General features: G+C 61.0%; 21 protein-coding genes, 1 tRNA gene, 1 pseudogene and 1 riboswitch. Of the genes and pseudogenes, 14 read left to right on the top strand and 9 right to left on the bottom strand.

What is annotated here, in order from left to right; translation table 11 throughout:
- Window positions 1-125 precede the first annotated feature (125 nt).
- Window positions 126-1,265, bottom strand: a complete 1,140-nt coding sequence (locus EGO55_RS00955) for a cell wall hydrolase (RefSeq protein WP_021689108.1) — start codon at window positions 1,263-1,265, stop codon at window positions 126-128.
- Window positions 1,266-1,467: 202 nt separating this feature from the next.
- Window positions 1,468-1,686: riboswitch (cobalamin riboswitch) on the top strand.
- Window positions 1,687-1,820: 134 nt separating this feature from the next.
- Between EGO55_RS00955 and EGO55_RS00950 the strand changes: the two genes are divergently transcribed.
- From EGO55_RS00950 to EGO55_RS00935, 4 genes are read left to right on the top strand one after another with little or no spacing between them, the layout of a single operon-like run.
- Window positions 1,821-3,623 (top strand): TonB-dependent receptor plug domain-containing protein, encoded by a 1,803-nt coding sequence (locus EGO55_RS00950; protein WP_161566000.1) that lies wholly within the window; start codon window positions 1,821-1,823, stop codon window positions 3,621-3,623.
- 4 nt (window positions 3,624-3,627) lie between these two features.
- Window positions 3,628-4,470: an ABC transporter substrate-binding protein gene (locus EGO55_RS00945; protein ID WP_021689106.1), complete on the top strand. Its 843-nt coding sequence runs from the start codon at window positions 3,628-3,630 to the stop codon at window positions 4,468-4,470.
- Window positions 4,470-5,420, top strand: a complete 951-nt coding sequence (locus tag EGO55_RS00940) for a FecCD family ABC transporter permease (RefSeq protein ID WP_040715014.1) — start codon at window positions 4,470-4,472, stop codon at window positions 5,418-5,420. Before EGO55_RS00945 ends, EGO55_RS00940 begins: the two co-directional genes overlap by 1 nt.
- On the top strand, window positions 5,420-6,169 hold the full coding sequence (locus tag EGO55_RS00935; protein WP_021689104.1) for an ABC transporter ATP-binding protein: 750 nt from the start codon (window positions 5,420-5,422) through the stop codon (window positions 6,167-6,169). The genes EGO55_RS00940 and EGO55_RS00935 overlap by 1 nt, the downstream gene beginning before the upstream one ends.
- A 60-nt stretch (window positions 6,170-6,229) precedes the next feature.
- Here the strand turns inward: EGO55_RS00935 and EGO55_RS00930 are convergent, their stop codons facing one another.
- Window positions 6,230-8,335 (bottom strand): M3 family metallopeptidase, encoded by a 2,106-nt coding sequence (locus EGO55_RS00930; RefSeq protein ID WP_210766616.1) that lies wholly within the window; start codon window positions 8,333-8,335, stop codon window positions 6,230-6,232.
- 327 nt (window positions 8,336-8,662) lie between these two features.
- Between EGO55_RS00930 and EGO55_RS00925 the strand changes: the two genes are divergently transcribed.
- The 3 genes from EGO55_RS00925 to EGO55_RS00915 all read left to right on the top strand — a co-directional run bounded on the left by EGO55_RS00925 (window position 8,663) and on the right by EGO55_RS00915 (window position 11,030).
- Window positions 8,663-9,334 (top strand): TetR/AcrR family transcriptional regulator, encoded by a 672-nt coding sequence (locus EGO55_RS00925; protein WP_052023611.1) that lies wholly within the window; start codon window positions 8,663-8,665, stop codon window positions 9,332-9,334.
- Window positions 9,335-9,578: 244 nt separating this feature from the next.
- The gene (locus EGO55_RS00920) at window positions 9,579-10,481 is read left to right on the top strand and encodes a Coq4 family protein (protein ID WP_021689101.1); all 903 of its coding nucleotides are present in this window, start codon (window positions 9,579-9,581) and stop codon (window positions 10,479-10,481) included.
- A 69-nt stretch (window positions 10,482-10,550) separates the two neighbouring features.
- The gene (locus tag EGO55_RS00915; protein ID WP_021689100.1) at window positions 10,551-11,030 is read left to right on the top strand and encodes a VOC family protein; all 480 of its coding nucleotides are present in this window, start codon (window positions 10,551-10,553) and stop codon (window positions 11,028-11,030) included.
- An 84-nt stretch (window positions 11,031-11,114) separates the two neighbouring features.
- Here the strand turns inward: EGO55_RS00915 and EGO55_RS00910 are convergent, their stop codons facing one another.
- On the bottom strand, window positions 11,115-13,088 hold the full coding sequence (locus EGO55_RS00910) for a TonB-dependent receptor plug domain-containing protein (protein ID WP_040715068.1): 1,974 nt from the start codon (window positions 13,086-13,088) through the stop codon (window positions 11,115-11,117).
- A gap of 60 nt (window positions 13,089-13,148) precedes the next feature.
- Window positions 13,149-13,469, bottom strand: coding sequence for a hypothetical protein (locus tag EGO55_RS00905; RefSeq protein ID WP_021689098.1), 321 nt, complete (start codon window positions 13,467-13,469; stop codon window positions 13,149-13,151).
- 301 nt (window positions 13,470-13,770) lie between these two features.
- Here EGO55_RS00905 and EGO55_RS00900 point away from each other — a divergent pair.
- The 5 genes and pseudogenes from EGO55_RS00900 to EGO55_RS00880 all read left to right on the top strand — a co-directional run bounded on the left by EGO55_RS00900 (window position 13,771) and on the right by EGO55_RS00880 (window position 17,898).
- Window positions 13,771-15,025: pseudogene (locus EGO55_RS00900) on the top strand (OmpP1/FadL family transporter).
- A 359-nt stretch (window positions 15,026-15,384) separates the two neighbouring features.
- Window positions 15,385-15,981: a tetratricopeptide repeat protein gene (locus EGO55_RS21670; protein WP_040715013.1), complete on the top strand. Its 597-nt coding sequence runs from the start codon at window positions 15,385-15,387 to the stop codon at window positions 15,979-15,981.
- A 115-nt stretch (window positions 15,982-16,096) separates the two neighbouring features.
- Entirely contained in the window at window positions 16,097-16,438 is a 342-nt protein-coding gene (locus EGO55_RS00890; protein WP_021689096.1) for a hypothetical protein, read from the top strand.
- Between the two features lie 350 nt (window positions 16,439-16,788).
- Window positions 16,789-17,289, top strand: coding sequence for a hypothetical protein (locus EGO55_RS00885; protein WP_021689095.1), 501 nt, complete (start codon window positions 16,789-16,791; stop codon window positions 17,287-17,289).
- 255 nt (window positions 17,290-17,544) lie between these two features.
- Window positions 17,545-17,898 carry a hypothetical protein gene (locus EGO55_RS00880; RefSeq protein ID WP_084619892.1) on the top strand — a complete coding sequence of 118 codons (354 nt, stop codon included), beginning with the start codon at window positions 17,545-17,547 and terminating at the stop codon, window positions 17,896-17,898.
- Between the two features lie 199 nt (window positions 17,899-18,097).
- On the opposite strand, the gene EGO55_RS00875 is transcribed toward EGO55_RS00880, so the two are convergent.
- The 5 genes from EGO55_RS00875 to infA all read right to left on the bottom strand — a co-directional run bounded on the left by EGO55_RS00875 (window position 18,098) and on the right by infA (window position 20,235).
- A tRNA-Phe gene (locus EGO55_RS00875) sits at window positions 18,098-18,173 on the bottom strand.
- An 85-nt stretch (window positions 18,174-18,258) separates the two neighbouring features.
- Window positions 18,259-18,435 (bottom strand): DNA gyrase inhibitor YacG, encoded by a 177-nt coding sequence (locus EGO55_RS00870; RefSeq protein ID WP_084619890.1) that lies wholly within the window; start codon window positions 18,433-18,435, stop codon window positions 18,259-18,261.
- Window positions 18,432-19,406: a hypothetical protein gene (locus EGO55_RS00865; protein ID WP_021689093.1), complete on the bottom strand. Its 975-nt coding sequence runs from the start codon at window positions 19,404-19,406 to the stop codon at window positions 18,432-18,434. The genes EGO55_RS00870 and EGO55_RS00865 overlap by 4 nt, the downstream gene beginning before the upstream one ends.
- Window positions 19,399-19,974, bottom strand: coding sequence for a Maf family protein (locus EGO55_RS00860; RefSeq protein WP_021689092.1), 576 nt, complete (start codon window positions 19,972-19,974; stop codon window positions 19,399-19,401). Before EGO55_RS00860 ends, EGO55_RS00865 begins: the two co-directional genes overlap by 8 nt.
- A gap of 15 nt (window positions 19,975-19,989) precedes the next feature.
- Window positions 19,990-20,235, bottom strand: a complete 246-nt coding sequence (gene infA, locus EGO55_RS00855) for a translation initiation factor IF-1 (RefSeq protein WP_021689091.1) — start codon at window positions 20,233-20,235, stop codon at window positions 19,990-19,992.
- Window positions 20,236-20,463: 228 nt separating this feature from the next.
- Between infA and EGO55_RS00850 the strand changes: the two genes are divergently transcribed.
- Window positions 20,464-23,091, top strand: coding sequence for a TonB-dependent receptor (locus EGO55_RS00850; protein ID WP_021689090.1), 2,628 nt, complete (start codon window positions 20,464-20,466; stop codon window positions 23,089-23,091).
- 215 nt (window positions 23,092-23,306) lie between these two features.
- Window positions 23,307-25,262, top strand: coding sequence for an excinuclease ABC subunit UvrC (gene uvrC / locus EGO55_RS00845; protein WP_021689089.1), 1,956 nt, complete (start codon window positions 23,307-23,309; stop codon window positions 25,260-25,262).
- Window positions 25,263-25,272: the final 10 nt, after the last annotated feature.

Here is a 25,272-nt window from a genome sequence, read left to right as displayed (position 1 = left end):
CATCGCGGATAATTTTGGCCTTATTGAACGCTCCGGACTAAGTCTTCGTTGGCGCTCATGGTTTACGGGAAATTAACCATAAAAACTGGCTACTAGGCCAATTGGTTCCGGCGGGCGGAAGATAATTACGGCTTGTTGATCCATTCACCGCTGCGGGCAAATTCGGCCTTTACGCTACCGCTCTGCGGGAGCTGGGATCCCTCGTAGAGGGTGTCGCCGCCGCGCGCGGCAACAGCCGGAGTGTAATCAGGGCGCGGCTGGGGGGCGATGCCGCTTTCGGTGATCGGAAGTGACATGCCGGAAGCGCCACGCGGAAGGCTGGCTTCATAGGTTCGGGCCAGTTCGAGCGGATCGAGTGCGGCCTTCGGATCGGATACGGTCCGGGCGTGGGGGGCGGCCACCGGTTCGTTGCCGATATAGCGATCGCTGAACGCGGCGGGACGTCCGGCATTGCCGCGCCAGCTGTAGAAAATGTGTGCGCCGATGGTGGTTAAACGATTGAGGCTGGGGGCCCAGTATGGGTGAACCTGGATCGTGTGATAATGCGTCGCCAATCCAACCGGCGCGTACACCGCGCCGGCAAGCGCGGCTTGTGCCGCCGCGTGTGCGCGATCCCATGCGAAACGGGAGGGCGTGCGCGCCAACGAACCGTCGCAGGTGAAAGTAAACTGGCAACCGGTCCGGCGTTCGGAACCCTGATAGACGACACCGCACACGGTGTTCGGATAGGCGGGATGGCTGACCCGGTTCAGCACGACTTGCGCGACGGCGCGTTGGCCGGCATCGGATTCGCTTGCGGCCTCGTAGTAGATCGCTTGTGTCAGGCAGTGGAGCGCGCGCGCTTCATCCGTTGGCGATCCGGCGGCGAACAGCGGGCGTGCTGTATTTGCGATAGCGGGAGCGGGTTCTTCGCTGTCCCAATGGGCGCCGGTCTGGAACGCGGGCGCACCTGCCGTGGCGGCGGGCATGATCCCATCGTCCGCAAGATAGTAGAACGCTGAACCGGGAAAGCTTTCTCCCGGCGTTTCAAACCCCAGCGTGGCCGTGGCCGCTTCAGCCGAATCGGCATAGGTGGGAAGATCCCACGAAGCGGGGGTGGCGAAGGCCGGCACGGCAATGGCAGCCGCCAGAACGGCCAACCTTTGCCCGCGAGGACCGCGCAAGCCGAACGGGCCGCACCACCGGGCGGACAGGGGGCGAGAACGCCGCCTGAACCGTGCGCGAAAATCGCCCGGCCGCTCTTCGGTGGAAGGAATAATGCGCAAACTCTGGTCCTGTCTCGTGTGCTGCTTTCGCCGCGTTTGCGCGCGTAGCGGGGATGATGGCGGGCCGCATCCGCGATCCGGCTATTGTCCCGTAGCGGAACAGTGTGAGGCGAGCGTTAACGCGCGGATATAAAAACACACCGATCACGGTGCATCGCACGATGCAGGCAAGGCAGCTTGCAAATCGCGAGCGTGCGGCATAATGGGCGCCCACGTCATAGGTTGTCCCGGGGCATCTGCTGCTTCTGGACCTAAGAGGGAAATCGGTGAAATACCGGTGCTGCCCCCGCAACTGTGACCGGGGAGTGTTCTGTCCCACTTTGCCACTGGCCGAAGGTAATCCTTGCGATTGCGGGCCGGGAAGGCGGACGGAATGCTGTGATCCGGGAGCCAGGAGACCTGCCTGTGTCGGTCGTTCAGCCGAAGGGCGGGGTGTACCCAAGGCAGCGGACGAGGAAAGCGGATACGCGACCTCTCGCCACGAACGACATTGGTTCGTTCGATGGAGAAGGTTTGATGTATAAGTATCTGTTTTTAGCAGGATCATGTCTTGTTTTGGCGCAGCCCGCCCTGGCCGAAGACAAGGAAATTGTCGTTACTGCAACGGGATTGCCGCAATCGTCCGATGACACGGCGCAGCCCATCACCGTGATCAATCGTGAAGAAATCGAACAGGTGCAGGGTGGCGATTTCACGCGCGTTCTCACCCGGTTGCCTGGCACGACTTTTACCCGCACCGGGCCAATGGGCAGCGTGACCCTGCTGGGGGTTCGCGGCGCACCTGCCGGGCAGACGCTGGTGCTGATCGATGGGGTGCGGGTCAACGATGCCTCGACCACCAATGGTGAATTTGACTTGGCCCAACTGGCCAACGGCACGATCGAGAGCGTGGAACTGCTGCGCGGCCCGAATTCGGTCGTCTGGGGTTCCCACGCCATGGGCGGGGTGATGAACATCACCACCCGGATCGAGAACGGTGCCAGCGGCAGCATCGAATACGGCGGGGATGATCGCGTCACGGCAACGGCCGCCGCCGGTATTGTCAGTGATCGGTTCGAAGCGGCCCTGTCAGGCAGCTTCATCGATGCGGAAGGGTATTCGGCGGCGGCTTCCGGCACGGAAAAGGATGGGTATCGGCAATACAATCTGGCCGGTCGCGCACGCTATCGCCTGACGGAAACGCTCTCCTTGTCGGCCAATGCCCGTTATTCGCGGGGCAAGGTGGAACTGGATGGATTCCCGCCGCCCACCTACACATTCGCCGATGCCGATGTGACGGAAAAGCTTGAAGCATGGTCCGGCCGTATCGGCGCGCTCTACGACACCGGCAGCCTGCAATTGAATGCAGGCTATACGATTGTAGATACCCGGCGCGACGGCGATGATCCGTCGTTCCCCTATCGCATCGATGGCCGGTCCGAACGGGTGGAACTGTTCGGCCGGGTTGCCTTGCCGGGCAAGTTCGCGCTTAATTTCGGCGGGGACCACGAATGGAGCCGGTTCAGCAATGCGCCGGACAAGGGCAAGGCGAAAAACGGGAGCGTGCACGCCCTGTTGGGCTATTACGGCGATCGTCTGATCGCGACGGCTGGCCTGCGTTATGATGACCATTCGGATTTCGGAGGCGAATGGACCTTTGGCGCCAATGCGTCCTATCTGATCAGCCCCGGTTTGCGCGTTCGTGCGGCCTATGGCGAAGGATTCAAGGCGCCGACGCTCTATCAATTGCTGTCGCAATACGGCAATCCGGACGTGCAGCCCGAACGCAGCAAGACCTACGAAATCGGCATTTCCTATGGTGATCGGGGCGATACCGTCTATCTGGCCGCAACGGCTTATCGTCGGGATGCATCGAACCTGATCGACTTCTTCAGTTGCTGGACTGGCACCGCACCGCTGTGTGCCACGCGGCCTTCCGGGTTCTATTACAACGTGGGCAAAGGACGGGCGCAGGGCTTCGAACTGGAAGCCGGGTTGCGCTTCACGCCGAATCTCTCGACGAACATCGTCTATAGCTATGCGGATACCGAAAACCGTACGCCGGGCGATATCAATCGCGGCAATGCCTTCGCCCGCCGTCCTGAACACATGATCACGGGCTCGATCGACTGGACCACCCCGCTTGGGCTGGCTCTCGGCTTCGATCTTCGCGTGGTCGGTGATGCGTGGGACAACGCCAGCAACACGAGGCTCCTGGACAGTTATGCTCTTGGTGACATTCGCGCCAGCTATCGCATCAACGATACGATCGAGGTGTTCGGCCGGGTGGAGAATGTGTGGGATCAGGACTACACCATTGCCGGTGGTTACGGCACACAAGGGCGCGCCGCCTATATCGGCGTGCGGTTGAGGAAGTAACGCGGTGAAAACAGGGGTGCATCTCGCGCTGGCAAGTTTTGCTCTGGCCGGATGCACCCCGCTTGCCGATGTGCCGGGCGATAGCGTGCATCGGCCGACGATCGTTTCGGTCAATCCTTGTACCGACGCGGTATTGGGAGAAATCGCGGACCCTGCCCAGATCCTTGCCATTTCGCATTACAGCCACGATCCCCGGTCGAGTTCCATGCCAGTGGCCGCGGCGCGGCGTTTTCGCAGCACGGGCGGCACAGTGGAGGAAATCCTGGCCCTGAAGCCCGACATCGTCATCGCCGGGGCGTTCCTGCCTTATAATACGAAGGCAGCGCTGGAGCAGTTCGGCATCAGGGTGGTCGGTTTTGATATCGCCCACAATGTGCCGGAAAGCCTCGATCAAATCCGTCAAATCGGGCTTGTGACCGGCAATGCCGCGCGTGGCCGCGATCTGGCGGCAAAGATCGCAACAGCCGTGGCGCAAGCCGCGCCGCCGCCGGGTGAACGACCCGTTACCACCATCCTGTGGCAATCGGGCGGTATCGTACCGGGGGATAATACCTTGGTGAACGATCTCTTGCAGCGCACTGGTTTTGACAGTCTTTCGTCACGGCGCGGCTTGCGACAGGCGGATTATCTGCCGCTGGAAGCCGTGTTGCACGATCCCCCCACACTGATCCTTACGGCTGGCACGCCCGGCGATGGAGAGGACCGGATGCTGGCGCATCCCGCCTTGCAGGCGCTGGTGCATACCCGCCGCGAACGGTTTGATCCCTCCATGCTCTATTGTGGTGGGCCAACCATTGTGCGGGCGGTGCAGCGGCTGGCCGACATTCGCCGGGGGTTCCGTTCATGATGAACCGGGCAACCGTCGTTCTGGCGATCATGCTGGCCTTCGCGCTGCCGCTTTCGCTGCTTGCCGGAAGGGTGTGGCTCGATCCGTGGCACGCAGGAAATGCCGTGGTGATCCTGACGGAGTTGCGCCTACCACGCGGGATACTTGCGGTGATTATCGGGGCGGGGCTGGGCACTGCAGGCGCGGCGATGCAGGGGTATCTGCGCAATCCTCTGGCCGATCCCGGGCTGTTCGGGATCGCGCCGGGTGCGGCGTTCGGCGCTGTTCTCGCGCTGTTTCTTGGCGTGGCGACTGTGTGGGTTCTGCCGCTCTTCGCCCTCGCCGGGGCGGCGGGCGCCATGGCGCTGCTGGCGCTGATTGCGGGCCGCACGGGCGGCATCGCATTGTTTACACTGGCGGGGATGATGCTGGCGAGCCTGACCGGCGCGCTGACGTCGCTGTTGATCAGCTTTGCCCCCAATGCTTTCGCTGTTTCGGAAATCGTCACCTGGCTGATGGGGGCGCTGACCGATCGTAGCTGGAACGACGTATGGCTGGCGGGCCCTTTGACACTGGCCGGGATCGCCTGCTTCGCCATGGCCGCGCAAGGGCTCGACGCGCTAACGCTGGGCGAGGCAGCCGCGCGCTCGCTGGGTATGCAGCCCGCGCGTTTGCGCGGATGGCTGATCGCTGGCGTTGGGCTGACCGTCGGTTCCGGCGTCGCCGTGGCAGGGGTGATCGGCTTCGTCGGCCTGATTGTGCCGCATCTGGTGCGCCCATTCACTGATCGCAGGCCATCGTCGCTGTTATTGCCCAGCGCCTTGGCCGGGGCTTTGCTGGTGCTGGTTGCGGACAGTCTGTGCCGGGTGCTGCCGCTGGTCACGGAATTGCGTCTGGGTATTACGCTTAGCCTGTTGGGCGCGCCATTCTTTCTTGCGCTGCTTTTGCGCATGCGCCGGGGGATGGCCTGATGCTGGCGGTTCGCGATGTGGCGGTAACGCTGGGAAGCCAGCCTGCCTTGCACGGTGTGTCCGCCGCGCTCGAACGCGGCCACGTGACCGCGATTTGCGGCCCGAACGGGGCTGGCAAGTCCACGCTGCTATCCGTTTTTGCAGGCCTGATTCGGCCCGATTGCGGGGATGTTCTGTTCGATGGCTGCGCGTTGAAACATGTCGCAGCGCCCGCGCGTGCGCGTGCGATCGGGTATCTGCCGCAAAGCGGGGACATTGCCTGGGATGTTTCGGTCGGCAATCTCGTTGCGCTTGGCCGTTTGCCGCACGGCGATGCCGCGGGCGGGGGGCAGGCTGCGATTGCCTGGGCGATGGCGGCGCTCGATCTCGATGCCATGGCATCACGCCCGGTATCCCGATTGTCGGGCGGTGAACGGGCCAGAGCCTTGCTGGCGCGGGTGCTGGCAGGCGAGCCGGACTGGATTCTCGCCGATGAACCGCTGGCCGCTCTCGATCTGGCGCATCAGTTGGCTTTGCTGGCCCGACTGCGCGAAGCGGCGCGTGATGGCGCAGGCGTTGTGCTGGTGCTGCACGACCTTGCGCTGGCACGAAACTGCGCGGATCGCGTCCTGGTGCTTGAAGGGGGCAAAGTGGCGGCGGATGGCCCGCCGCAGGAAGCCCTGTCGGAAAGCGTCATTGCGCGCGTGTGGGGCGTGGAGGCCCGCTGGCTGGGCGAACCCGGGCACTGGGCGCTATCGACCCGCGCCTGAGCGGTGCCCATCCTTCCGGAGCGGAGGCCCCGGAAGGATGGTTTTTCTGCGCAGCCGGATCTACTTCCCGTCGTCGAGGCCGCGCGCTTCGACCATGGCTTCGATCTGCGGATCGCGTCCGGCATAGGCCCGGTACATTTCGGCGTAATCCATACTGTTGCCACGGCTGAGAATCTTGGCGCGGAAGTTGTCGCCGGCGGCGCGGGTCAATCCGCCGCCATGGTCCATCAGATAGCTGAAGGCATCGTGCGCGATCATCTCGGTCCAGAGGTAGGAATAGTATCCCGCGGCATAGCCATGATCCCAGATGTGACGGAAAAACGCGCTGTAATACCGCGGCGGCACCAGATCGGTGCGCAGTGCCAGACTATCGAGCGCCTGCTTCTCGAAAGCGTCGGCATCGGGGACCTTTTGTCCGGCCTTCAGCGCATGCCAGCGCATGTCGAGCAGGGCCGCGGCGACCACTTCACCCAGCGCATAACCCTGATTGAAGTTCCGCGATTTCGTGATCTTGTCCATCAGGGCTGCGGGGATGGTCGCGCCGGTCTGGTAATGCTTGGCATAATTGGCAAGGATCGAAGGCTGCGTCGCGAAGTTCTCGTTGAACTGGCTCGGGAACTCCACGAAATCGCGCGCGGTGTTGGTACCCGACAGCGACGGATAGTCCTGATCGGCAAACAGCCCATGCAGGCCATGGCCGAATTCGTGGAACATGGTGATCACGTCGTCCCAGCTGACCAGTTGCGGTTCGCCTGCGCCGGCCTTGGGTATGTTCAGCACGTTGTAGATGACAGGCTTCGTGCCCATCAACCGCGACTGTTCGACAAAATTGCCCATCCATGCGCCGCCCTGCTTGTTGGGCCGGGCATAAGGATCGAAATAGAACAGCGCGAGATCCGATCCATCACGGTCACGCACGGTGTAAACGGTGACATCCGGGTGATAGACCGGGATGTCGTTACGCTTTTCAAAAGTCAGCCCGTACATTAGGTTGGCGGCATGGAACACGCCATCCTGTAGTACCCGGTCAACCTGGAAATAGGGCTTCACCTCATTCTGATCGAGATCGTATTTCGCCTTGCGGACTTTCTCCGCATAGAAATCCCAGTCCCACGGGCGCACGGTGAAATCGCCGCCGCCTTGCGTGATCGCAGTATCCAGTTCGCCCGCTTCGACCACTTGTTTGGATGCCAGCGGGGTAACCAGTTTTGCCATAAAATCCAGCGCTTCAGCCGGGGTTTTGACCATGCGATCATACATGACTGACGTGGCGAAATCGGGATAGCCCAGCAAGGCCGCCTTGTCCGCGCGCAGTTCCGCCAGACGGGCGATGATCTTGCGGGTGTCGTTGGCATCCCCGTGTGAGGTGCGGGTAACGCTGGCTTCGTAGAGCTTGCGCCGGGTTTCGCGGTTGGTCAGGCTGGCGAGCAGGGGTTGCTGCGTGGTGTTGACCAGCGCGAGAACGTACTTGCCCGTCTGCCCCCGGTCCTTGGCTTCCTTCGCTGCCGCGTCGATTTCGGCATCGCTCAACCCGGCCAGTTCCTCGCGCGTGTTGACCACCAGCGCGCCATCCTTGGTCGCCTGGGTAAGCTTCTGCGAAAATTCGGTGCCAAGCGTGGAAAGCTGTTCGTTAAGCCCTTTCAGCTTCACTTTGTCGGCATCGTTCAACTGCGCCCCGGCATTGACGAAACGTTCGTAGGTGGTTTCGAGCAGGCGTGCCTGTTCCCCCGTCAACGAGAGAGTGGCGCGCGCATCGTAGAGCGCCTTCACCCGCGCAAACAGTTTGGCGTTGAGATAGATTTCGTCCGCGTGGGCGGCGAGCTTGGGCGAGACGGCCGTTTCCACCGCATCCAGCGCATCATTGGTGTTGGCGCCAACCACGGCAAAAAACGCGGCGGAGGCGCGGGTCAGAACCTGTCCGCTCCGCTCCATCGCGGCGAGCGTGTTGTCGAACGTGGGCGCATCGGGATTGTTTGCGATCGCGGTGATTTCCGCCTGCTGCGCCGCAATCCCGGCCTCGATCGCAGGCAGGTAATCGGCGTCCTTGATTTTCGTGAAATCGGGGGCCTGAAACGGCAGGGTGGACGTGTTTGCAAAGGGCCCTGCAGAAGGCTTTGCCTTAGCGGCAGTAGCCTTGGTCGGCGTCTTTTCGGCGGCGTAAGTCATGGCAGGTATGCTCGCGATTGAAAGGGCGGATGTGGCGGCAAGCACCATATGGCGAAATGGCATGGCAGCGTTCTCCTGTTCCTGCGCATCGTGACGATGTGGGGGTTCTGCCGCAAGCGACAAGGATTGAATAGGGGGATGTGTTTCAAGGCGTTGAAATGATGCGATGTCACCTGACGTACGGGGTGTCGCGCAGGAGCGAACATCCACCATATTTAAGACATCGATGTCGCGGCGGGTGCAGGTGTGGTCTGCGACGCTTCCTCTGGATAAGCGCTTCGTATATTCCGGACCAAACAGGGCGCGCTGGTGCGTGGGAAGGATTACATGAAGACATCGACCGTTCCGGTTCCAGCCGAACAGCAAGGGCAAACCGGCGAAGTGCGCAAACGCGTGCAGGTGCGCCGCCGCGGAATTACGCGGGCCCGAATACTGGAAGCGGCGCGCCGGGTCTTTTCCCGCACACCCTATATCCACGCCACGATCGACGAAATCATTCTCGAGGCGGGGGTAAGCCGAGCGACACTGTACGATTATTTCGAGTCCAAGTCGGCTTTGGCGACAGCGATCTACGATGAAATTGCCCCGGAGGTGGAGGCGCTGGTGGCCCTGCTGCCGCCGCTCGCCCAACAGGATATCGAAGCGATCGGCGCCTGGTTGCAACGCTATATCGCGCTGTACGAAGATCATCGCGCGGTCGTGCCCTTGCTGGCCCAATTGCAGCTGTTCGAGGAAGGGTTCCGCCAGCGTTTGCGCGCCGATGGCGCAGCCCATCTTACCATTTTGTCGGACGGCGGCATCGCGCATCTCGATCCCGCGAAGGATGATGACGAGACGATCATGCAGCGCGCGCGCGGGCGTCTGATGTTCGTACGTATAGCCACGCTTTGCGGTGAAATTGCCGCTGGCGAAATCACGGACAAGCGCGAGGTCGCCCACAGTCTGCAACTCGCTGCACGCGAATTGCAGCAGTTTCTGCGCGACAACGTCTCCTTGTAACCGGGCAGAGGTCTTGGCGGTGCCTTGCCGTGTGGGCCTGATCGGGATCGGTGCAGGGGACGCGGTCTCTCTGGACTTATAACTAGACTGATAGTATGGTTATTGGCGAGAAGCCCCTTCCGTAAAATCGTGTGCATCGATCATGCGCATTCGGTTTGGGTGGAGAGGGTGCGGAATGGGATGAGGAGGGGGCGACGCGCCGCGCGACCTTCCGATGTGCCGCCATGAAAGGAGTCTGGACATTATGAACGCAGAAGCAAAGATCGCGCCGCCGGAAAACGGCGCGGATGGCGAACTGACATCGGGTAACGCTGTCTTTTATCTCAACGGACGCCGCATCCTGAAAACGGAAAGCAGCATTCCGATCAGCTCTTCACCGTGGCTCAACGATGCGCGGATGCGCGAATGGATCGCCACGGAAAACCTGCGGCGTAATGGCCCGGATTATCCCCTGTTGTATGGGTTGCCGCCGCTGCTCAACGCGATCGATGATTGCCGCGATCACGAATATCTTGAGCAGTTGTTCGCAGACGAGCGCAAACGCAATCCCGCCTTCGACCGGTTTATGGAAGAAGGGTATCTCTCTGCCTTCAGGCGCGATGATCTGGCGCAATATGCCGCAGGGACAGTGGGCCATGAACTCTACGCCTATATGATCGAGCATGACCTTTCGCCTGACCTGCATGACAAGGTCATGGCGGATTCCGGGTGGAAGCCCGCGCATTCGATGGAATACTGGGATCTGCGGATGAGCCAGACTCACGACTTTTTCCATATTCTGGGGGAAGTGGGCTTCAGCACAGTCGCCGAATATTTCGTGACGGGCGTGATGACAGGCAATGTCTTCCAGCACGTCAGCCCGGAACTGGCGAGCAAGTTGATGTCGACCAATACGTTGATCATGTTCCCGTGGATGACCCGCTGTATGCTGCATTATGGCGAGGCATGGCCGGTGCTGTGGCATCACATCACCCACGGTTATGAAGTCGGGCAGAAATCCGACATGCTGTTTTCGCAGAAGTTCGAAGGCGTTCTGCATATGACACCGGCTGAAGCGCGCGATGCACTGGGTATGCGCGGCTGGAGGGGGCGTATCGATTCCACGCCCGCTACGCTGGTCTTCGGCGAAGGGCGCGAGATATTCTGATCCCACGCGATCCGGGGGGCAGGGCCCTGTCCCGCGCGTTTACTTCATCACGATTGAGAGGGTTTGATCATGGCCATTACCGGCGTGTCGCACATGGGGCTGTGCGTGAGCGATCTTGAGAAATCGCTGCATTTTTACTGTGACATCTTGGGATTTCAGAAAATTCAGTCCTTTCAAGTCGATGGTGCGGAAACGGTTGAGCGGTTGCTCGAACTCCGCAATCTTTCGATGAGCCTGACGTTTGTTGAGCTGGACGGGCAGCGGATCGAATTGATCGCCATTGCCAATCCGCGGGCATCGGGCGGCGGCAAGGGTGATTTCAACCGGCTTGGCTACACCCATCTATCTGTGAAAGTGCAGGACTGGGACGCTGAACTGGACCGGCTGCGGGCCGCAGGCGTGGAAGTGCTGGAACATACGATCGGTGCGCAATCGGCATCGAATTCGCGTTTCGCTTTCATTCTGGACCCCGACGGCAACCGCGTGGAACTGTTCGGCATGGTTGATGAATCGGGCCACGCGCCGTGGGATTTACCCATGGGTGCGTGATTTATTGCGGCTGGGGTTGGAATGGCCGTGCCTCCCGATGCTTCCGCATCCCGGAGCACGGCCATTCACACTGGCGGGTTGGCGTTACGATGCGCCGCCAAAACGGACGCGTATCCCCCCATTTAGGACGAAGCCTTCCAACGGCCCCCAGGCATCCACGGTCCAGCGCCCGTCCGGCCCCCGCGATGGCCGGATCAGGCGATCGTAGCGGGTCTGCCGCTTGCCGAAGATGTTTTCGGCATTGAGAAACAGCCGCACTTTCCCGATCGCCACTTCGCCCATCATGCCAACCTCGAAATAGGGGCGGGAACGGGTTCTGTAGGGGTTGTCATCGAGCGACTGTTTGCCGGTATAATAGACCTCAAGCCCCAGACGGCCTTTGTCGTGTTTCTCCCACATCGCGACCAGACCCGCCGTGTGTCGGGGCGTGAGCGGCACCGTCCGGCGTCCGGGGCCATCGGGGTCCCGCTCTTTCGCATCGACGTAGACATAACTTCCGGTCACCGTGAAGTCGTCCAGCCGATAACGCAGGATAAGCTCGGCACCGCGCATCCTTGCGGTACCCGATGCGTTGATCAGGCGCACGCCGGTTGTTTGCGGTGCAGGTCCTGTCGGCACGAGTTCCACGGCATTGCGCATATCGGAACCGAACAGCGTCAGGTTCGCTTCCACAGGCCCGCGTTTATAACCAATGTCGAACGATGCCGTCGTGGCTGTTTCCGCCTTCAGATCGCCCAGCGGCTCCAGACGGGACAGTCCCGCAGCCTCGATCTCTTCCACAAACGGGGTGGGGGCATAAAAGCCTCTCCCGCCAGAGACGCGAATGGTCCATAGACCCGGCTTGTAAAGCAGCGAAACACGCGGGCTGAACTGCGTGCCGAACCGGTTGTGGAAATCCATGCGCGCACTTCCCGACAGGGTCAGATCGGTGGCAAGGTCGTGCTCCACCTGCCCAAAGATGCCCGGCACGGTGTAGGCATAGTTGAAGGCGGGGAAAGTCCGGGAACGGAAGGAATCCCGCTGAAAGGCCACGCCGCCGATCCAGGACGTGCCCCCAGCTTTTCCCGACAGGGATGCTTCTGTGAAGATCGTCGAATGCCGGTCGTTCTCCGCCACATCGCCGAACAGGTGCCGGTGTTTCTGAGTCATGCCCGATGCGCGCAGATGCGCGGTCCAGATTTCGCTCACCGGTGCCTCGGCCACCAGCCCGGCATCGAACCGGCGGGTATCCTGCGCCTGGGGAAAGGGCGTGCCATCGGGCGTGGTGCGCCCTTTAAGTGTCCCGCCAAGGCGATCCTCGGTCATTGCGCCGGCTGTCAGAAAAACTTTCGCGCCACCGGTGCCTTCAAAGAACAGGCGTGGGCGAACCGTCCAGCGTTCGTATCCCGGCATGTCGATCCAGCCATCGTGGTCCAGATCCTGCCGGGTCTGGCGGTGATAGCCACCCGTGATCGAGCCACCCCAGCCGCCGCCCAGATCGGTTGCGGCATAGGCCGTGGCGTCCTGGCCGTTGCGCGATGTCAGATTGATCAGGGCTTCCGCTTCGGGTGTGGTGGCGGGTCGGCGGGACACCAGGTTGATCACCCCGCCCAGCGCGGAAGGGCCATAGAGCGCGGAGGCCGCGCCTTTGATCACTTCCACCTGCCCCAGATCGGTGGGCGGAATCTGCAGCAGGCCAAGCGACGAGGCCTGCCCTCCGTAAAGCGGCAGGCCGTCCGCCAGAAGCTGCGTGTAACGGCCTTCCATGCCCTGGACGCGGATATTGGCCGATCCCAGTGCGGGGGACGTGACCTGCACGCGCAGGCCGCCGGTTTCGCTCAGAATCTTGGCGACATTGCCGGGCCGCATCAGGATTTTTTCCTCGATCTCTTCGCGCTCGATCACCTCGACACGAACGGGCTCATCCTGAACGCGTCGGCCTGAACGGGTCGCCTGAACGATGATTTCGTCCTCGCTTTCGACACGCTCGGACCGGGTGGACGGTTCTTCGGCGTAGGCAATGGCAGGCACGAGGGATGCGGCACCCACCAAAAGGGCGCAACGGAATGTATAGGTCAATTTGGGAACTCCCGAGATATGATTGGCGTGCAGGCGCATGGCCCTGCGAGCGATCAGTTCTCAGGCGGCAGGGGGCTCTACCGGTGGTGCCTGGGCGGCCGAGGTCAGCGTGGCAATGCGCGACGCAAAGTGCGGGGCGCCGATCGGCGCGTGGATGCCGGAGCTCGGACCCGAATTGAGATTGGCGGCGAGCGGGCAATGGCTGTGGCAGCCATGCCCGCCATGCGGCTGCGCAGAATCATCGGCACCGTCCGGTACTGCGTGCGCGTGCGCCGCGCCTGCGATGGCCGACGACGCCACGTCACCGGTCTCTGCGGGAGGCAGGTGGAGCCCACACCACAGCACGGCGATAACAAGCAATATCTGGATCGCGCGGCGCATGGCGGGCGCCCTATATCATAGGGGCGCAAAAGACCAGACCGGGACCACTCCACCCGATAGCTCGCGGAGACAGCAGCGATCACCCACGGAGCGACACGCACCGTCGCTTAGGTGCTGGAGACCACAGGAAGAGTCCCGAAAAGAGTCATGCGGAAGCAGGTCGGTTCGCTTCGACACAGTCAGCGGATCGCGCCTGACACTTTTCCAGCTCTCATGCGTTTCTTGGAAGAAAATGAACTTGTGAATCATGTGCTTGCGCGGATCGCGGGAATAATGTGCGGGAATTTTGGGAGAATTGGGTATGAACGGGCTTCGTATTCATGTGGCGCTGGTAGGAAGCGCGTTGGTTGCGAGCGTTGCCATGAACGGCGCAGCGCATGCTCAGGCATTTTATTTGCAGGAACAGTCTGTCCGCGCTCAGGGGCGGGCGTTTTCAGGCGAGGCTGCCGATCAGGGGGTGGATTCGCTGTGGTGGAATCCGGCTGCGATTGCGAATATACAGGGTGGGCAGGTTGCCGTGCATGCCAGCGCCATTCTGCCGCGGGGCAAAGTGGTCGACAAAGGCACGGTTATCGTTCGTCCTGCGGTTGTTCCTGCGCCAGCACTGGTCGGGGGCGATCGCTTACGGCACCGGGCGTCTGGCTTTCGGTCTGGCGATCAGTGCCCCTTACGCGTTCAGCACGAATTACGCATCGGACAGCTGGACCCGCTACACCGCCGACAAGACGAAATTGCGCACGTTCGATATTCAGCCTTCGGTGGCCTTCGCGGTGACCCCTGAATTCAGCGTGGGCGGTGCTCTCAATATCGAACATGTGAGCGCATCGCTGGGCAACTACCTGCCCAATCTTGCAGCCTCGCTTCCGGATGGACACCAGAGACTCAAAGGCAAGGGCTGGGATATCGGCTGGTCCGTCGGCGCCCAGTATCATCGGGGGCCGGTATCTCTGGGGTTGAGCTACAAGTCAGGCATCAAACACACTCTGTCCGGCACATTGACCAATGAAGGGTTGCTGGGGCCGCTGGCGCCGCAGAATGGGGTTTTCGACACAAAGGCGCGGTTTCGCACGCCCTCGCAATTGACAGGAAGCGTGCGGTACAAGGTTGCTCCGCAACTGACGCTCAACGCGCAGGTGGTGCGCTATGGCTGGAGCAAGTTCGATGCCATTGATCTGGGCGCGCCGTTCAATGTGGCGATCCCTGAAAATTACCGGAACAGTTGGTCCTATTCCGGCGGCGTCGACTACGCGGTGAGCCCCGTGTGGACAATCCGTGCGGGAATCCAGCATGCCCAGACGCCAACGCAGAACGGCGCACGCGATGCGCGCGTGCCTGACAGCAATCGCTGGAACTTCTCCATGGGGACCAGCTATCTGATCAGCAAGGCGGTTACGCTGGACGCGGCGGCATCTTACATCACATTCAAGGATGCCCCGATTGACCGGATTACAGCGGCTTATGCAGGGACCCCGGCGCAGACCCCCATTCTGGTCAACGGAGCGCTCGAAAATGCCCATGCTTTCGTATTTTCACTGGGGGCCAGATTCGATTTTTGATCGGTCCCTGCGAGCAGGGCGGTGCTCAAGCGGGAGATGGCTGCTTCCCAGACAAAGTCGACCCTTGATCGGGTTCAAAAGACAACCGGATCGGCACGCGTGGCAGGTTCGCGCAATCGCGCAAAAATGTCGGGCATTGTCCACCGTCTGTCCCGCGGAAATATCCAACGGGAACACGCGATGCACCATCTGTCACTAACGAAAGAGGAGTGGTGCCCAAGGGCGTTACAATGTAACCTTTATTTTACAATGTGTTGGGGTTGTCCAACCTCTCGTAGAGCCCCACGTAATCCCGCGGTTTTCAAGGTGGTGTTGTCCAACCTTTGGGGGGCGCCATTAGCGTTCAAAATGCGCAAGAAATGAATGATCTTGATGGCAGCAATTGCCATTTTATCGAAAGTACCGGACTTTCCGGACACGCCAACTTAGCGGACGTTGGCATTTCGGGAAGCGAGTGGCACTTTCAGTCCATGGTAGACACCATAGCCCTATTCCGAATCGGAGACGCCGCTGAAGAGGCTGGCAACTTCGCACACGCTCGAGCAGCCTTTGAACGCGGCGCTGCTCTTGGCGACGGAGCTTGTCTCGCACGCCTCGCTTACCTTTTCGACACTGGAACTGGCGTCGAAGCGGACAAATCTACGGCAATGCGGCTCTACCAGCGTGCTTGGCGTAAGGAGCATAGCGTCGCGGCGGGCTCGAATATCGCCATACTATATCGTGAACGAAAAGAATGGCGGTCCATGTTCCGATGGTGGCAGCGGGTTGCGAAAACCGATGATGGAAGCTCTCAATTGGAAATGGCGAAGTGTTACTTTCGGGGACGCGGAGTCAGGCGCGACGTGCAGGCAGCACTCCGCTGCCTCGCGATTGCCGAAAGTTCGGTCTACATCAGTGAATACCAGCGAGACCTAGCGCGACGCCTTTTGCGTAAGCTCCGCCCACGGCGGGTTTAAATCAGCTTGGGTGTACCCCGCTGATTATGTCCGCTGTCCCCAACATATCCGCCGAAACGAGCTTTATGGGAACCACAGCATTGCGGGCATAACACCCCTCATGCATCATCATCCCATGAACGTCACGACTCTCTTGGCTTTGACCCTGTCCCTGACGGCTAGTGCGATAGGTAGCCAAAGCATGGAGGTGCAGCCCATTCGCGCGTCGGTGACTATGGAAGACGGACGCTGTATTTTTTGGACTGGCGATAACGGAATGGACGCCAATGAGTTTCGAATGCACTTGGCGCAAATTCAGGCAAAGCAGTCGATCATAATTTCCCATGCGGATGATGCTCCTGACCGGTGCGTCGTTTCTGCACGTCGGGCGGCAAAGAATGCTGGATTTAATAGGGTATCCGTTGAGTTGGACAACGATGAGGCAGGTCCGATTGGCCCGCCAATTATTGTCCGCTAACCCCAACATTTCCGCCATAAAGGGGCGTGCTCAGAACGCCGACTTAGCGGACGTTTTACCAGCCTCATCACCGTCCGCCGTGTAGGCAGGCGATGTCGTTCGTGCGATCCTTTACATAAAAGCGGCCAGGCCATATATTTATCGTGTCGAAAATGGCAGACCGGTATGTGGTGAGCCCCGGTCACTGTTCCTTTGGACGGTTCTTCCAGCCCTAGTTGGGCCGCGGACCTCGACGGTAGCGAGCGTGTCAGCCCGCCCGTCGTTGTTGTGCCTTTTCGGCTATTTGCATCGTCGTGTCGGTTGAGCGCCTCTGTCAATCGCGTGCTGAGCGCGCAGATGAGGTACGTCCAATGTTCACTGACTATATAAAATATCTGCCCCTGCTTTCGATGTGCGGATGGATCGCAATGTTTGCATCCAAGCATAAAAGCCTGTTTTTTGGTGATTGCATGGGCCTTGTTTATCATCTGGCACTGGTGCCGGTGGTGGCTCTTTTACCTGGTAGTGCAGAGATAAAGTTCGCCGGATACATCTGGCTCATGAGTGATGCGATGGTCGACATGGCCTCGATCAACGGGGCTGGGCATCAGACCACCTGGACGGCTCGGATGTGCGCGCATCTTCCAGCATCTATCTGGATAGGCGGTGCCTCCTTGGGGATGACAGGCGTGGCTCGTTTCATCGGCGTTCCCTTGGGTGCCGGTCTTTTTCTGCACGCCCTGCTTGGGGCCCGCATTCACAACACAAAGCAGGTGCTGGGCGCTTTTGTCGTCCCAGGCATGATCGCCTGGCTGCTTTCAATTGCGTGCTGGCTGGGAGCTTTAAACGTGATCGTTCCCGTTGGTCATTGACCGATCTGTATTTGCCTCGTGGGCGGCTCATGGCCGCTCGCGTAGCCTGTCAAATCTGCGGGACATTGAGAATCAATGCCGAGTTCCATCGTCGTATTGAACCTTGCCGATCGTATTCCAGACGAAATCATGGCACGCCTGAAGATGTGGAAAGATTGATTTATCGAATGTCCGCTTCCCCGACATTCCTGTCATTCGGAGGTTAGTCCGCGCTGGCCGGTTGCAGTCACAGGCACGCGCGAATAAAGTTGGCCCATGGCAAAAGCTGATCGCCTTGCACGACTAGATGATCGTCGCTCCGATCTTGAGGCGGAATATACTGCTGCATTCATCGACGCGTTGAGGGTAACGGCAGCGGGCAAATGGGGACTATTCGATCATAATGGAGATAGGTGGTCACGTTCAGCCATCGCCCCCGTGATTGAGCACCTGAATGAAATTGCTCAAGCTATCGATAGCGCAAGGGATCGTCTCGCCATGCCCTGTTTCGACCTGCATCAGCAGTTTCTTGCAGCTCGCGGCCCAGTTGGACCTGAAGCCGTCGGGGAGCCCAAACAGGCTCAGGCTTGGCTCGATCGGCTTGCAACTGCGGCGGGGAATGGCCGCTAAGCGCAAAGCCTTTGTCAAAACCAGACAGTCCGCTTACCCCAACAAAGCGGACTTTTAGCCTGGTCGAACTGCTCGCCAAATCCTGCCATGCGGCAGATAGCCAAGATCACTTAAAAGTGTCAAAATTTGTCCGCATTTCATCCCGGGAATTTGTCCAACCGAAATAAATGCAGTTATATCAATAACTTATAAGGGAAAATGGTGCCCAAGGGCGGAATCGAACCACCGACACTGCGATTTTCAGTCGCATGCTCTACCAACTGAGCTACTTGGGCATTGCTACGGCGTGGTTCGGAAAAGAACCTGCGAGCTGTTGGAGGCGCGCCTATGGCGTGGCGCGACGAGCTTGGCAAGGGGTAATTATGCTTCCTTGTCGAGTTCTTCCGGAGAGGTCGGAGGACCGGGCAGGGCATAGCCGTCATTGAACCACTGGGCGAGGTCGCGATCCCGGCACCGGGCGGAGCAAAACGGCGTGAATTGTTCCACACGAGGCTTCCTGCAGATCGGGCAGGTCCGGGGTTTGGCGCGGTCGGTCATAGGGGTATGGCCTGCGCGAAGCCGGCTTCGAGCGCAAGTGCGGGATCGCTGGCCACGCGAATTTCGCGGCCGGTGCGCCGGGCCAGTTCAGTCAGCCACGAATCATGCAGGTGTGCCTTCACCGCTGGATGGCAGGTAAGCAGAATCGCACCCGGTTCGCGCACGCCTTCGCCCTGCCTCAGCACAAGCCGTGCGGCGGCCGCGGGGCGGTTGCGCGTGGCGAGCTGCAGCAGCGAGGGGCGTTCCAGTCGCGATACGATCTGGATAAAGCCGAAGCCGTTCATTGCAGTGCGTTCGTGCGGCCAATCGGCCAATTCCTGCGCCAGCGCGTCATCGATAGCGCGCCGGTCCGCCTTTTCGTGCAGTGTGGGGAAATCGATGCCGACCGATCCATGCAGGTCGAGCCGGAACAGGGCCCCGGCGATGGCTGGCACAGCGGCCAGCGCCAATGCGCGCAGGGGCAGCGTGCCATCCACGTCGATCAGGGTCATGGCTGGTGTGGGCGACAGATCGAGCGCGCCGCCGTCGAAGGTGACCGTGCCCGTGAAGGCTTCAGCGGCAAGGTCTTCCCACCCGGCAATCGGGAATCGATGTACGCGCCGCGCGGTGTGGCCTTCCGCTTCCAGCATCGCGACAAGATCGGGGGCAGGGCGGAGGGGAGAGGTCGTGGGGCGTGCCTGGGCAAGTTTGATTCGCCCCGATTCGCCAATGGCCGCGCGCGTGATCTCGAGCCGGATCGCGCCGCCTTCGCTGGCATCCTTTGGCAGGCGATCGACCAGCGCCTCCTCGCCACTGGCGAAGCGTGCGGTGCCACGTTTGCTGCCTGCGCTCCGGGCGATCAGCCGGGCATCCTCAATCTGCCCCGCAGTCAGCCGTCCGGGCCAATGCAGGCGTGCAGCGGTAATGGCGTCCCGGTCGATGCGGATCGCGCGTTGTTCGCCGATCCCGTCCTCGACCAGCCATTCAGCCAAGAGAGAACCCGGCTGCTTTCAGCAGCGCCCGCGTTTCAAAAAGCGGCAGCCCGACCACGCCGGAATGGCTGCCCTCGATCCATGCGATCAGCCCTTCGGCATAGCCCTGAATGGCATAACCGCCCGCCTTGCCATGCCATTCGCCAGTGGCGAGGTAGGCTTCGCGTTCTTCGGGAGAGAGACGTTTGAAGCGGACCTGCGTTTCGCTCAACCGTTCGCGCAGGGTGCCATCGGGCGCGCGCAGGGCAATGGCGGACAAGACCCGGTGGCGGCGGCCGGAAAGCAGTGTCAGGCATTGCCGGGCGGTTGCTTCATCGTCTGCCTTGGGCAGGATACGGCGGCCACAGGCGACAACCGTATCGCCCGCCAGAACGAATGCGTTGCTGTCAGCGGCGGCTTCCGCCTTTTCGCGGGCCATGCGTTGGGCATAGAGGCGCGGCAGTTCGGCCTTGTGCGGGGTTTCGTCGATATCGGCCCCACCCGTGCGTACAGGTTCGATGCCCAGTCGCGCGATAAGTTCGCGGCGCCGGGGGCTGGCCGATGCGAGAATGAGTTGTGGCGCGCCCATCAGGCGCAACCCGCCTTATTGGGGGCCCGGGCCACCCCGGCCGGGCATAAAGCGATAGGTGATGCGGCCCTTGGTCAGATCGTAGGGAGTCAGTTCGACCAGCACTTCGTCACCCACCAGAACGCGAATACGGTTCTTGCGCATTTTGCCTGCGGTATGGCCGAGAATTTCATGACCGTTTTCGAGCTCGACCCGGAACATCGCGTTGGGCAGCAGTTCCACTACCTTGCCGCGCATTTCGAGGAGTTCTTCTTTGGCCATGTGTGTTCTTATTCCGTAACGTTGTCAGTCAGGCGGCGCGCATAGCGGCGGAACCAGCAAAAAGCAAAGGAAAGCGGCAAGGGCCTGTTACGGCCTGCTACAGGGTGCGACATTTTGATACACGGAACCGGGTTGCACGCGGCGGGAGTGCCAGACTATTTGCGAGCCCAGGGCAGGGGAAGGTCACGGTTATTCACCCGGATACGGGTATGGATTAAGGATTGTCTCTTGCGTTACTTCGCCTTGCCACTGCTCGCGTTGATCCCGGTTTCTACCGCTTTCGCGCAAACGACGGGTGCCGACACCGGGGCCGAGATCGACGATACCGATGAAATCGTTGTCATTGCCGATCGCTATCCGGGTGAAGTGAACGTGCCGCAGCCGCCGCTGCTGGAACTGGATGAAGCCGATATCGCATCCTACGGGGCCAGTTCGCTTTCCGAATTGCTGGATTCCCTCTCGCCGCAAGTGTCCTCGGGGCGCGGGCGCGGGGAAGGCCGCCCGGTCATTCTCGTGAACGGGCAACGCGTGTCGAGTTTCCGCGAAATGCGCAACTATCCGCCGGAAGCCGTGCGCAAGGTCGAAGTCCTGCCGGAAGAAGTCGCGCTGCGTTATGGCTATCCCGCAAACCAGCGGGTGGTGAATTTCATTCTGAAACCGAACTTCACCAGCAAGACGATCGACATCGAATTGAACGCGCCCTCGCGTGGGGGCTATGCGGATACCGAATTGCAGGGATCGATGCTGACCATCGATGGCCCGCGCCGCCTGAACCTGACGGTGAAGGCGACCGACAGTTCCATGCTGACCGAGGCGGAACGCCATGTGATCCAGCCTGCCAGCAATATCCCGACTGTCAGCAGCGATCGCAATCCGGCCGATTACCGTTCGCTGGTGGCCGACAGCCGCGAACTGTCCGCAGAAGGAACATGGACCACCGGGCTTGGCGAAGGGGTCACGGCAGGCAGCCTGAGCATCAATGGTGCCTACACGCGTTCGGATTCCCGTTCGCTGTCGGGCCTCAACATGGTGACGCTGTCCAATGGCCTTGATACCGCCTTGCGCAGCCTGCCCGATCCGCTTGCCCGGACATCGAGCACAGACACGTTCGAAGTCGGCGCGACGCTGAACAAGCCGCTGGGCGGTTGGCAATTCAGTGCCACGCTGGATGGCAACCATGCTGAAACGACGACTCTGATTGATCGGCGTGCGGATACGAGCGGGCTGGTTTCCGCTGCGGCAGCCGGTCTGCTGGATATCAACGGCGTTCTGCCGCAACTGCCCGATGCGGGACATGATACGGCGCGCGTGCTCAGCGATGGATTGGCCAGCAAACTGACACTGGCGGGCAGCCCGCTGACTCTGCCTGCGGGGGAACTGAGCCTGACCGTTTCGGCAGGGTTCGACTATACCGGGATCAACAGCCGCGACAGCCGGGTGAACGAACAGACCAAGCTGAATCGCAAGGATTTCAGCACCGGTGTCAATATCGGTGTGCCGATCACCAGCCGCCGTGAAGGGGTGCTCGACGCGATTGGCGATCTGACGCTCAATCTCAGCGCCGGTATCAATGAATTGTCGGATTTTGGTACATTGACCAACTGGAACGCGGGGCTGACCTGGTCACCGACCGAACGGTTGACGTTCCAGGCGAGTTATATCGCGGAAGATGCCGCGCCGGGTCTGACCGATCTTGGTAATCCACTGGTGCAATCGCTGAACGTCCCCGTCTATGATTTCACCCGTGGTGAAACGGCGCTGGTGACGGTGACCACCGGGGGCAATCCCGATCTGCGCAAGGAAAAGCAGCGCGATATCAAACTGTCGGCCAACTGGCAGTTGCCGATCCTGTCCCGTTCGAGCTTTATCGTCGAATATTTCCGCAACCGGTCGAGCGATGTGACATCGTCGTTCCCGGTGCTGACCCCGGCAATCGAAGCGGCGTTCCCGGATCGGGTGATGCGTGACAATTCCGGCAGGTTGATCGGGATCGACCGGCGGCCGGTAACTTATGACAAGATGGAAAGCAGCCGGATCCGTTACGGCTTCAATCTGTCGGGTGAATTCGGCAAGGCCCGCGCCAGTTCCGGCCGTGATGGCGGACAGGGCGGGGGCCGGGGTGAAGGTGCCGGTCGGGGTGCTGGCGGTGGCTGGCGCGACAATGCCGGTGCTGGTTCCGGTGGGCCGCCAAGGGATGGTGCCGCACCAGCAGGCGGCGGCGGACGCGATGGCGCGCGCGGCGGTGAAGGCGGAGCGCCTTCCGGTGCGGGCGGCCCCGGCGGTCCCGGTGGCGGCGCTGGCGCAGGCGGCGGCGGTGGCGGTGGTGGCCCGATGATGGGCATCCCCGGCATGGGCCGCGGCGGCGGCAATGGCCGTGGGCGCTGGAACCTGGCGATCTATCACACGGTGCGTTTCGACGAGACGGTGACCATTGCTGCGGGCGGGCCGAAGCTCGATCTGCTCGATGGCGACGCGCTGACTGACGGCGGGGTGGCCCGTCACGCCATCGAAATGGAAGGTGGCGGCGCCTATCGCGGCTTCGGCTTGCGCCTGAAAGGCTCCTATACCGCACCGGTCAACGTGAAGGGCAGCGGCATGTCCGGCAGTTCGGACCTGCGTTTTGGCAGTACGTTCGTGATGAATTTGCGCATGTTCGTGGATCTTGGTCAGCAGGAGAAGCTGGTCGCGGCATCGCCGTTCTTCAAAGGTGCACGGCTTTCCTTCGTGGTCGATAACCTGTTCGATTCCCGGCAGCGCGTAACCGATGCGAATGGCGAGATTCCGCTCAGCTATCAGGCCGATTATCGCGATCCCAAGGGGCGCTACTTCGGGATCGATTTCCGCAAGATGTTCTGATCTCGCGCAGCGTAGGGCATTGAAAAAGGGTCGGGTTCGAATCCGGTTTTCCTACTGTCGCCGGATTTGGCATAGGGGGTGAATGCTTCACCCTCCGATCCTTTCCGATGCCCGAATTTTACGCCCATTTTCCGTTCAGCCCGGACGGGGGAGTGTTTGCGTTCTGGACTGTGTCACCTGTGTCAACTTGTGTGGTGTGACGCAGGAGGTTTGCCGTGGCTAAAACGCCTTCCGGAACCCCGCCGCATCCGCAGGGCGCGGAGCGTTTCAACGAAGATCGCGCCACCGATACGATGCGCTCGTCGCGCCCCGATTTGGAAGCGGGCGTGGCGGCGATCCGCGATACGCTGGCCACGTTGAAGCCCAAGCCCGGTGTTTATCGCATGTGCGACACACGGGGCGATGTGCTCTATGTCGGCAAGGCCCGCGCGCTCAGAAACCGGGTAGCGAATTACACGCAGGTCGATCGTTTGCCACTGCGCCTGCAACGCATGGTTTCGCAGACGCGCAGCATGGAAATCGTCACGACCAACAGCGAAGCCGAGGCGCTGCTGCTGGAAGCGCAACTGATCAAGCGTTTCCGCCCACCTTACAACGTCCTGCTGCGCGATGACAAAAGCTTCCCCTTCATCCTTCTGGGCGCGGACCATGATTTTCCCCGGATCATGAAGCATCGCGGCGCGCGCAAGGCCAAAGGCGATTATTACGGGCCATTCGCCAGCGCGGGGAGCGTCAACACCACGATCAACGCGCTGCAGAAACTGTTTCTGCTGCGCAGTTGCACGGACAGCTTCTTTTCGCGGCGGGACCGGCCCTGTCTGCTCTATCAGATTAAACGCTGTTCAGCCCCCTGCGTGGACCGGATCAGCAAGGACGATTACGCCGATCTCGTGCGGCAGGCGAAGGATTTTCTTGGTGGCAAATCTGGCGCGGTGCAGCAGGAAATCCAGCGCCAGATGCAACAGGCGGCGGAATCGCTCGATTTCGAACAGGCGGCCATGCTGCGCGATCGGCTGCGCGCCGCGACCTTCATTCAGGGCAGCCAGGCGATCAACGCACAGGGGCTGGGCGATGCCGATATCTTTGCGATGGCGGTGAAGGGCGGCCACGTCGCCATTCAGGCTTTCTTTATTCGTGGCGGGCAGAACTGGGGGCATCGCGCCTTCTTCCCGACGCATACTGAGGGCGTGGAAGAGGCCACCGTACTGTCGGGCGTTCTGGCGCAGTTCTATGAAGAAGTGCCGCCGCCGCGTGTCATATTGCTCGACCGGGATTTGCCCGATGGTGAACTGCTGGCCGAAGCTTTGCGCGAATTGGCGGGCCACAAGGTGGAAGTTGCGGTGCCGCAACGCGGCGAAAGGCGCAAGTTGCTGGAACAGGCCAGCCGCAACGCGGTCGAGGCGTTGGACCGGCGCATGGCGGAGCGCGGCACGCAATCGAAAATCCTGCGTGAACTGACAGAGTTTCTGGAACTGCCCGATGTGCCGCAGCGCATCGAGATTTACGATAACAGCCATATCCAGGGCGCCAAGGCGGTGGGCGGCATGGTCGTGGCGGGGCCGGAAGGCTTCATCAAGAACCAGTATCGCAAGTTCAATATCCGTTCCGCGCAGACCGATGATGATTACGGCATGATGCGCGAGGTTATGGAACGGCGCTTTGCCCGCGCGCTGGAGGAAGACCCGGATCGCGACAGGGAAGTCAACGGGGTCGGCGTATGGCCTGACCTCGTGCTGCTCGACGGTGGCAAGGGGCAGATGAATGTGGTGCGCGATACGCTGGAGGAACTGGGCATCGAAGATGTTCCGCTGATTGCTATCGCCAAAGGGCCGCATCACGGGCGCGAAGGGCGCGAAGTGTTCCATTTCCCCGACGGGCGGGAAAAGACCTTGCCGGTCAATTCTCAACTGTTGTTCCATCTCCAGCGCCTGCGCGATGAGGTGCACCGTTATGTCATCGGGGCGCATCGCCAGAAACGCAGCCGTGCGATCAGTGCGTCACCGCTGGATGAAATCCCCGGCATCGGGCCGGCCCGCAAGCGGGCGCTGCTGCTGCATTTCGGAACGGCGGGCAAAGTGCGTGCCGCCTCGCTGGAAGACCTGCAACGTGCGCCGGGGGTGAGCGCGGCGGTGGCACAGACGGTCTATGACTTCTACCACCCCGGGGGCTGAGATGTGGGTG

The sequence above is a fragment of the Caenibius tardaugens NBRC 16725 genome (assembly GCF_003860345.1).
GTDB lineage: Bacteria > Pseudomonadota > Alphaproteobacteria > Sphingomonadales > Sphingomonadaceae > Caenibius > Caenibius tardaugens.
Note: the sequence above shows the minus strand (reverse complement) of the source record. Positions and strands in the feature narration are given on the sequence as shown.

What these genes read in the sequence shown, in the direction of transcription:
- EGO55_RS00935 (WP_021689104.1), top strand. Translation starts at nt 5,420, where the DNA reads ATGCTGGCGGTTCGCGATGTGGCGGTAACGCTGGGAAGCCAGCCTGCC.
- EGO55_RS00880 (WP_084619892.1), top strand. Translation starts at nt 17,545, where the DNA reads ATGGCAAAAGCTGATCGCCTTGCACGACTAGATGATCGTCGCTCCGAT.
- EGO55_RS21670 (WP_040715013.1), top strand. Translation starts at nt 15,385, where the DNA reads ATGAATGATCTTGATGGCAGCAATTGCCATTTTATCGAAAGTACCGGA.
- EGO55_RS00920 (WP_021689101.1), top strand. Translation starts at nt 9,579, where the DNA reads ATGAACGCAGAAGCAAAGATCGCGCCGCCGGAAAACGGCGCGGATGGC.
- EGO55_RS00930 (WP_210766616.1), bottom strand. Translation starts at nt 8,335, where the DNA reads ATGACTTACGCCGCCGAAAAGACGCCGACCAAGGCTACTGCCGCTAAG.
- EGO55_RS00915 (WP_021689100.1), top strand. Translation starts at nt 10,551, where the DNA reads ATGGCCATTACCGGCGTGTCGCACATGGGGCTGTGCGTGAGCGATCTT.
- EGO55_RS00885 (WP_021689095.1), top strand. Translation starts at nt 16,789, where the DNA reads ATGTTCACTGACTATATAAAATATCTGCCCCTGCTTTCGATGTGCGGA.
- EGO55_RS00890 (WP_021689096.1), top strand. Translation starts at nt 16,097, where the DNA reads ATGAACGTCACGACTCTCTTGGCTTTGACCCTGTCCCTGACGGCTAGT.
- EGO55_RS00905 (WP_021689098.1), bottom strand. Translation starts at nt 13,469, where the DNA reads ATGCGCCGCGCGATCCAGATATTGCTTGTTATCGCCGTGCTGTGGTGT.
- EGO55_RS00870 (WP_084619890.1), bottom strand. Translation starts at nt 18,435, where the DNA reads ATGACCGACCGCGCCAAACCCCGGACCTGCCCGATCTGCAGGAAGCCT.
- EGO55_RS00860 (WP_021689092.1), bottom strand. Translation starts at nt 19,974, where the DNA reads ATGGGCGCGCCACAACTCATTCTCGCATCGGCCAGCCCCCGGCGCCGC.
- infA (WP_021689091.1), bottom strand. Translation starts at nt 20,235, where the DNA reads ATGGCCAAAGAAGAACTCCTCGAAATGCGCGGCAAGGTAGTGGAACTG.
- EGO55_RS00940 (WP_040715014.1), top strand. Translation starts at nt 4,470, where the DNA reads ATGAACCGGGCAACCGTCGTTCTGGCGATCATGCTGGCCTTCGCGCTG.
- EGO55_RS00925 (WP_052023611.1), top strand. Translation starts at nt 8,663, where the DNA reads ATGAAGACATCGACCGTTCCGGTTCCAGCCGAACAGCAAGGGCAAACC.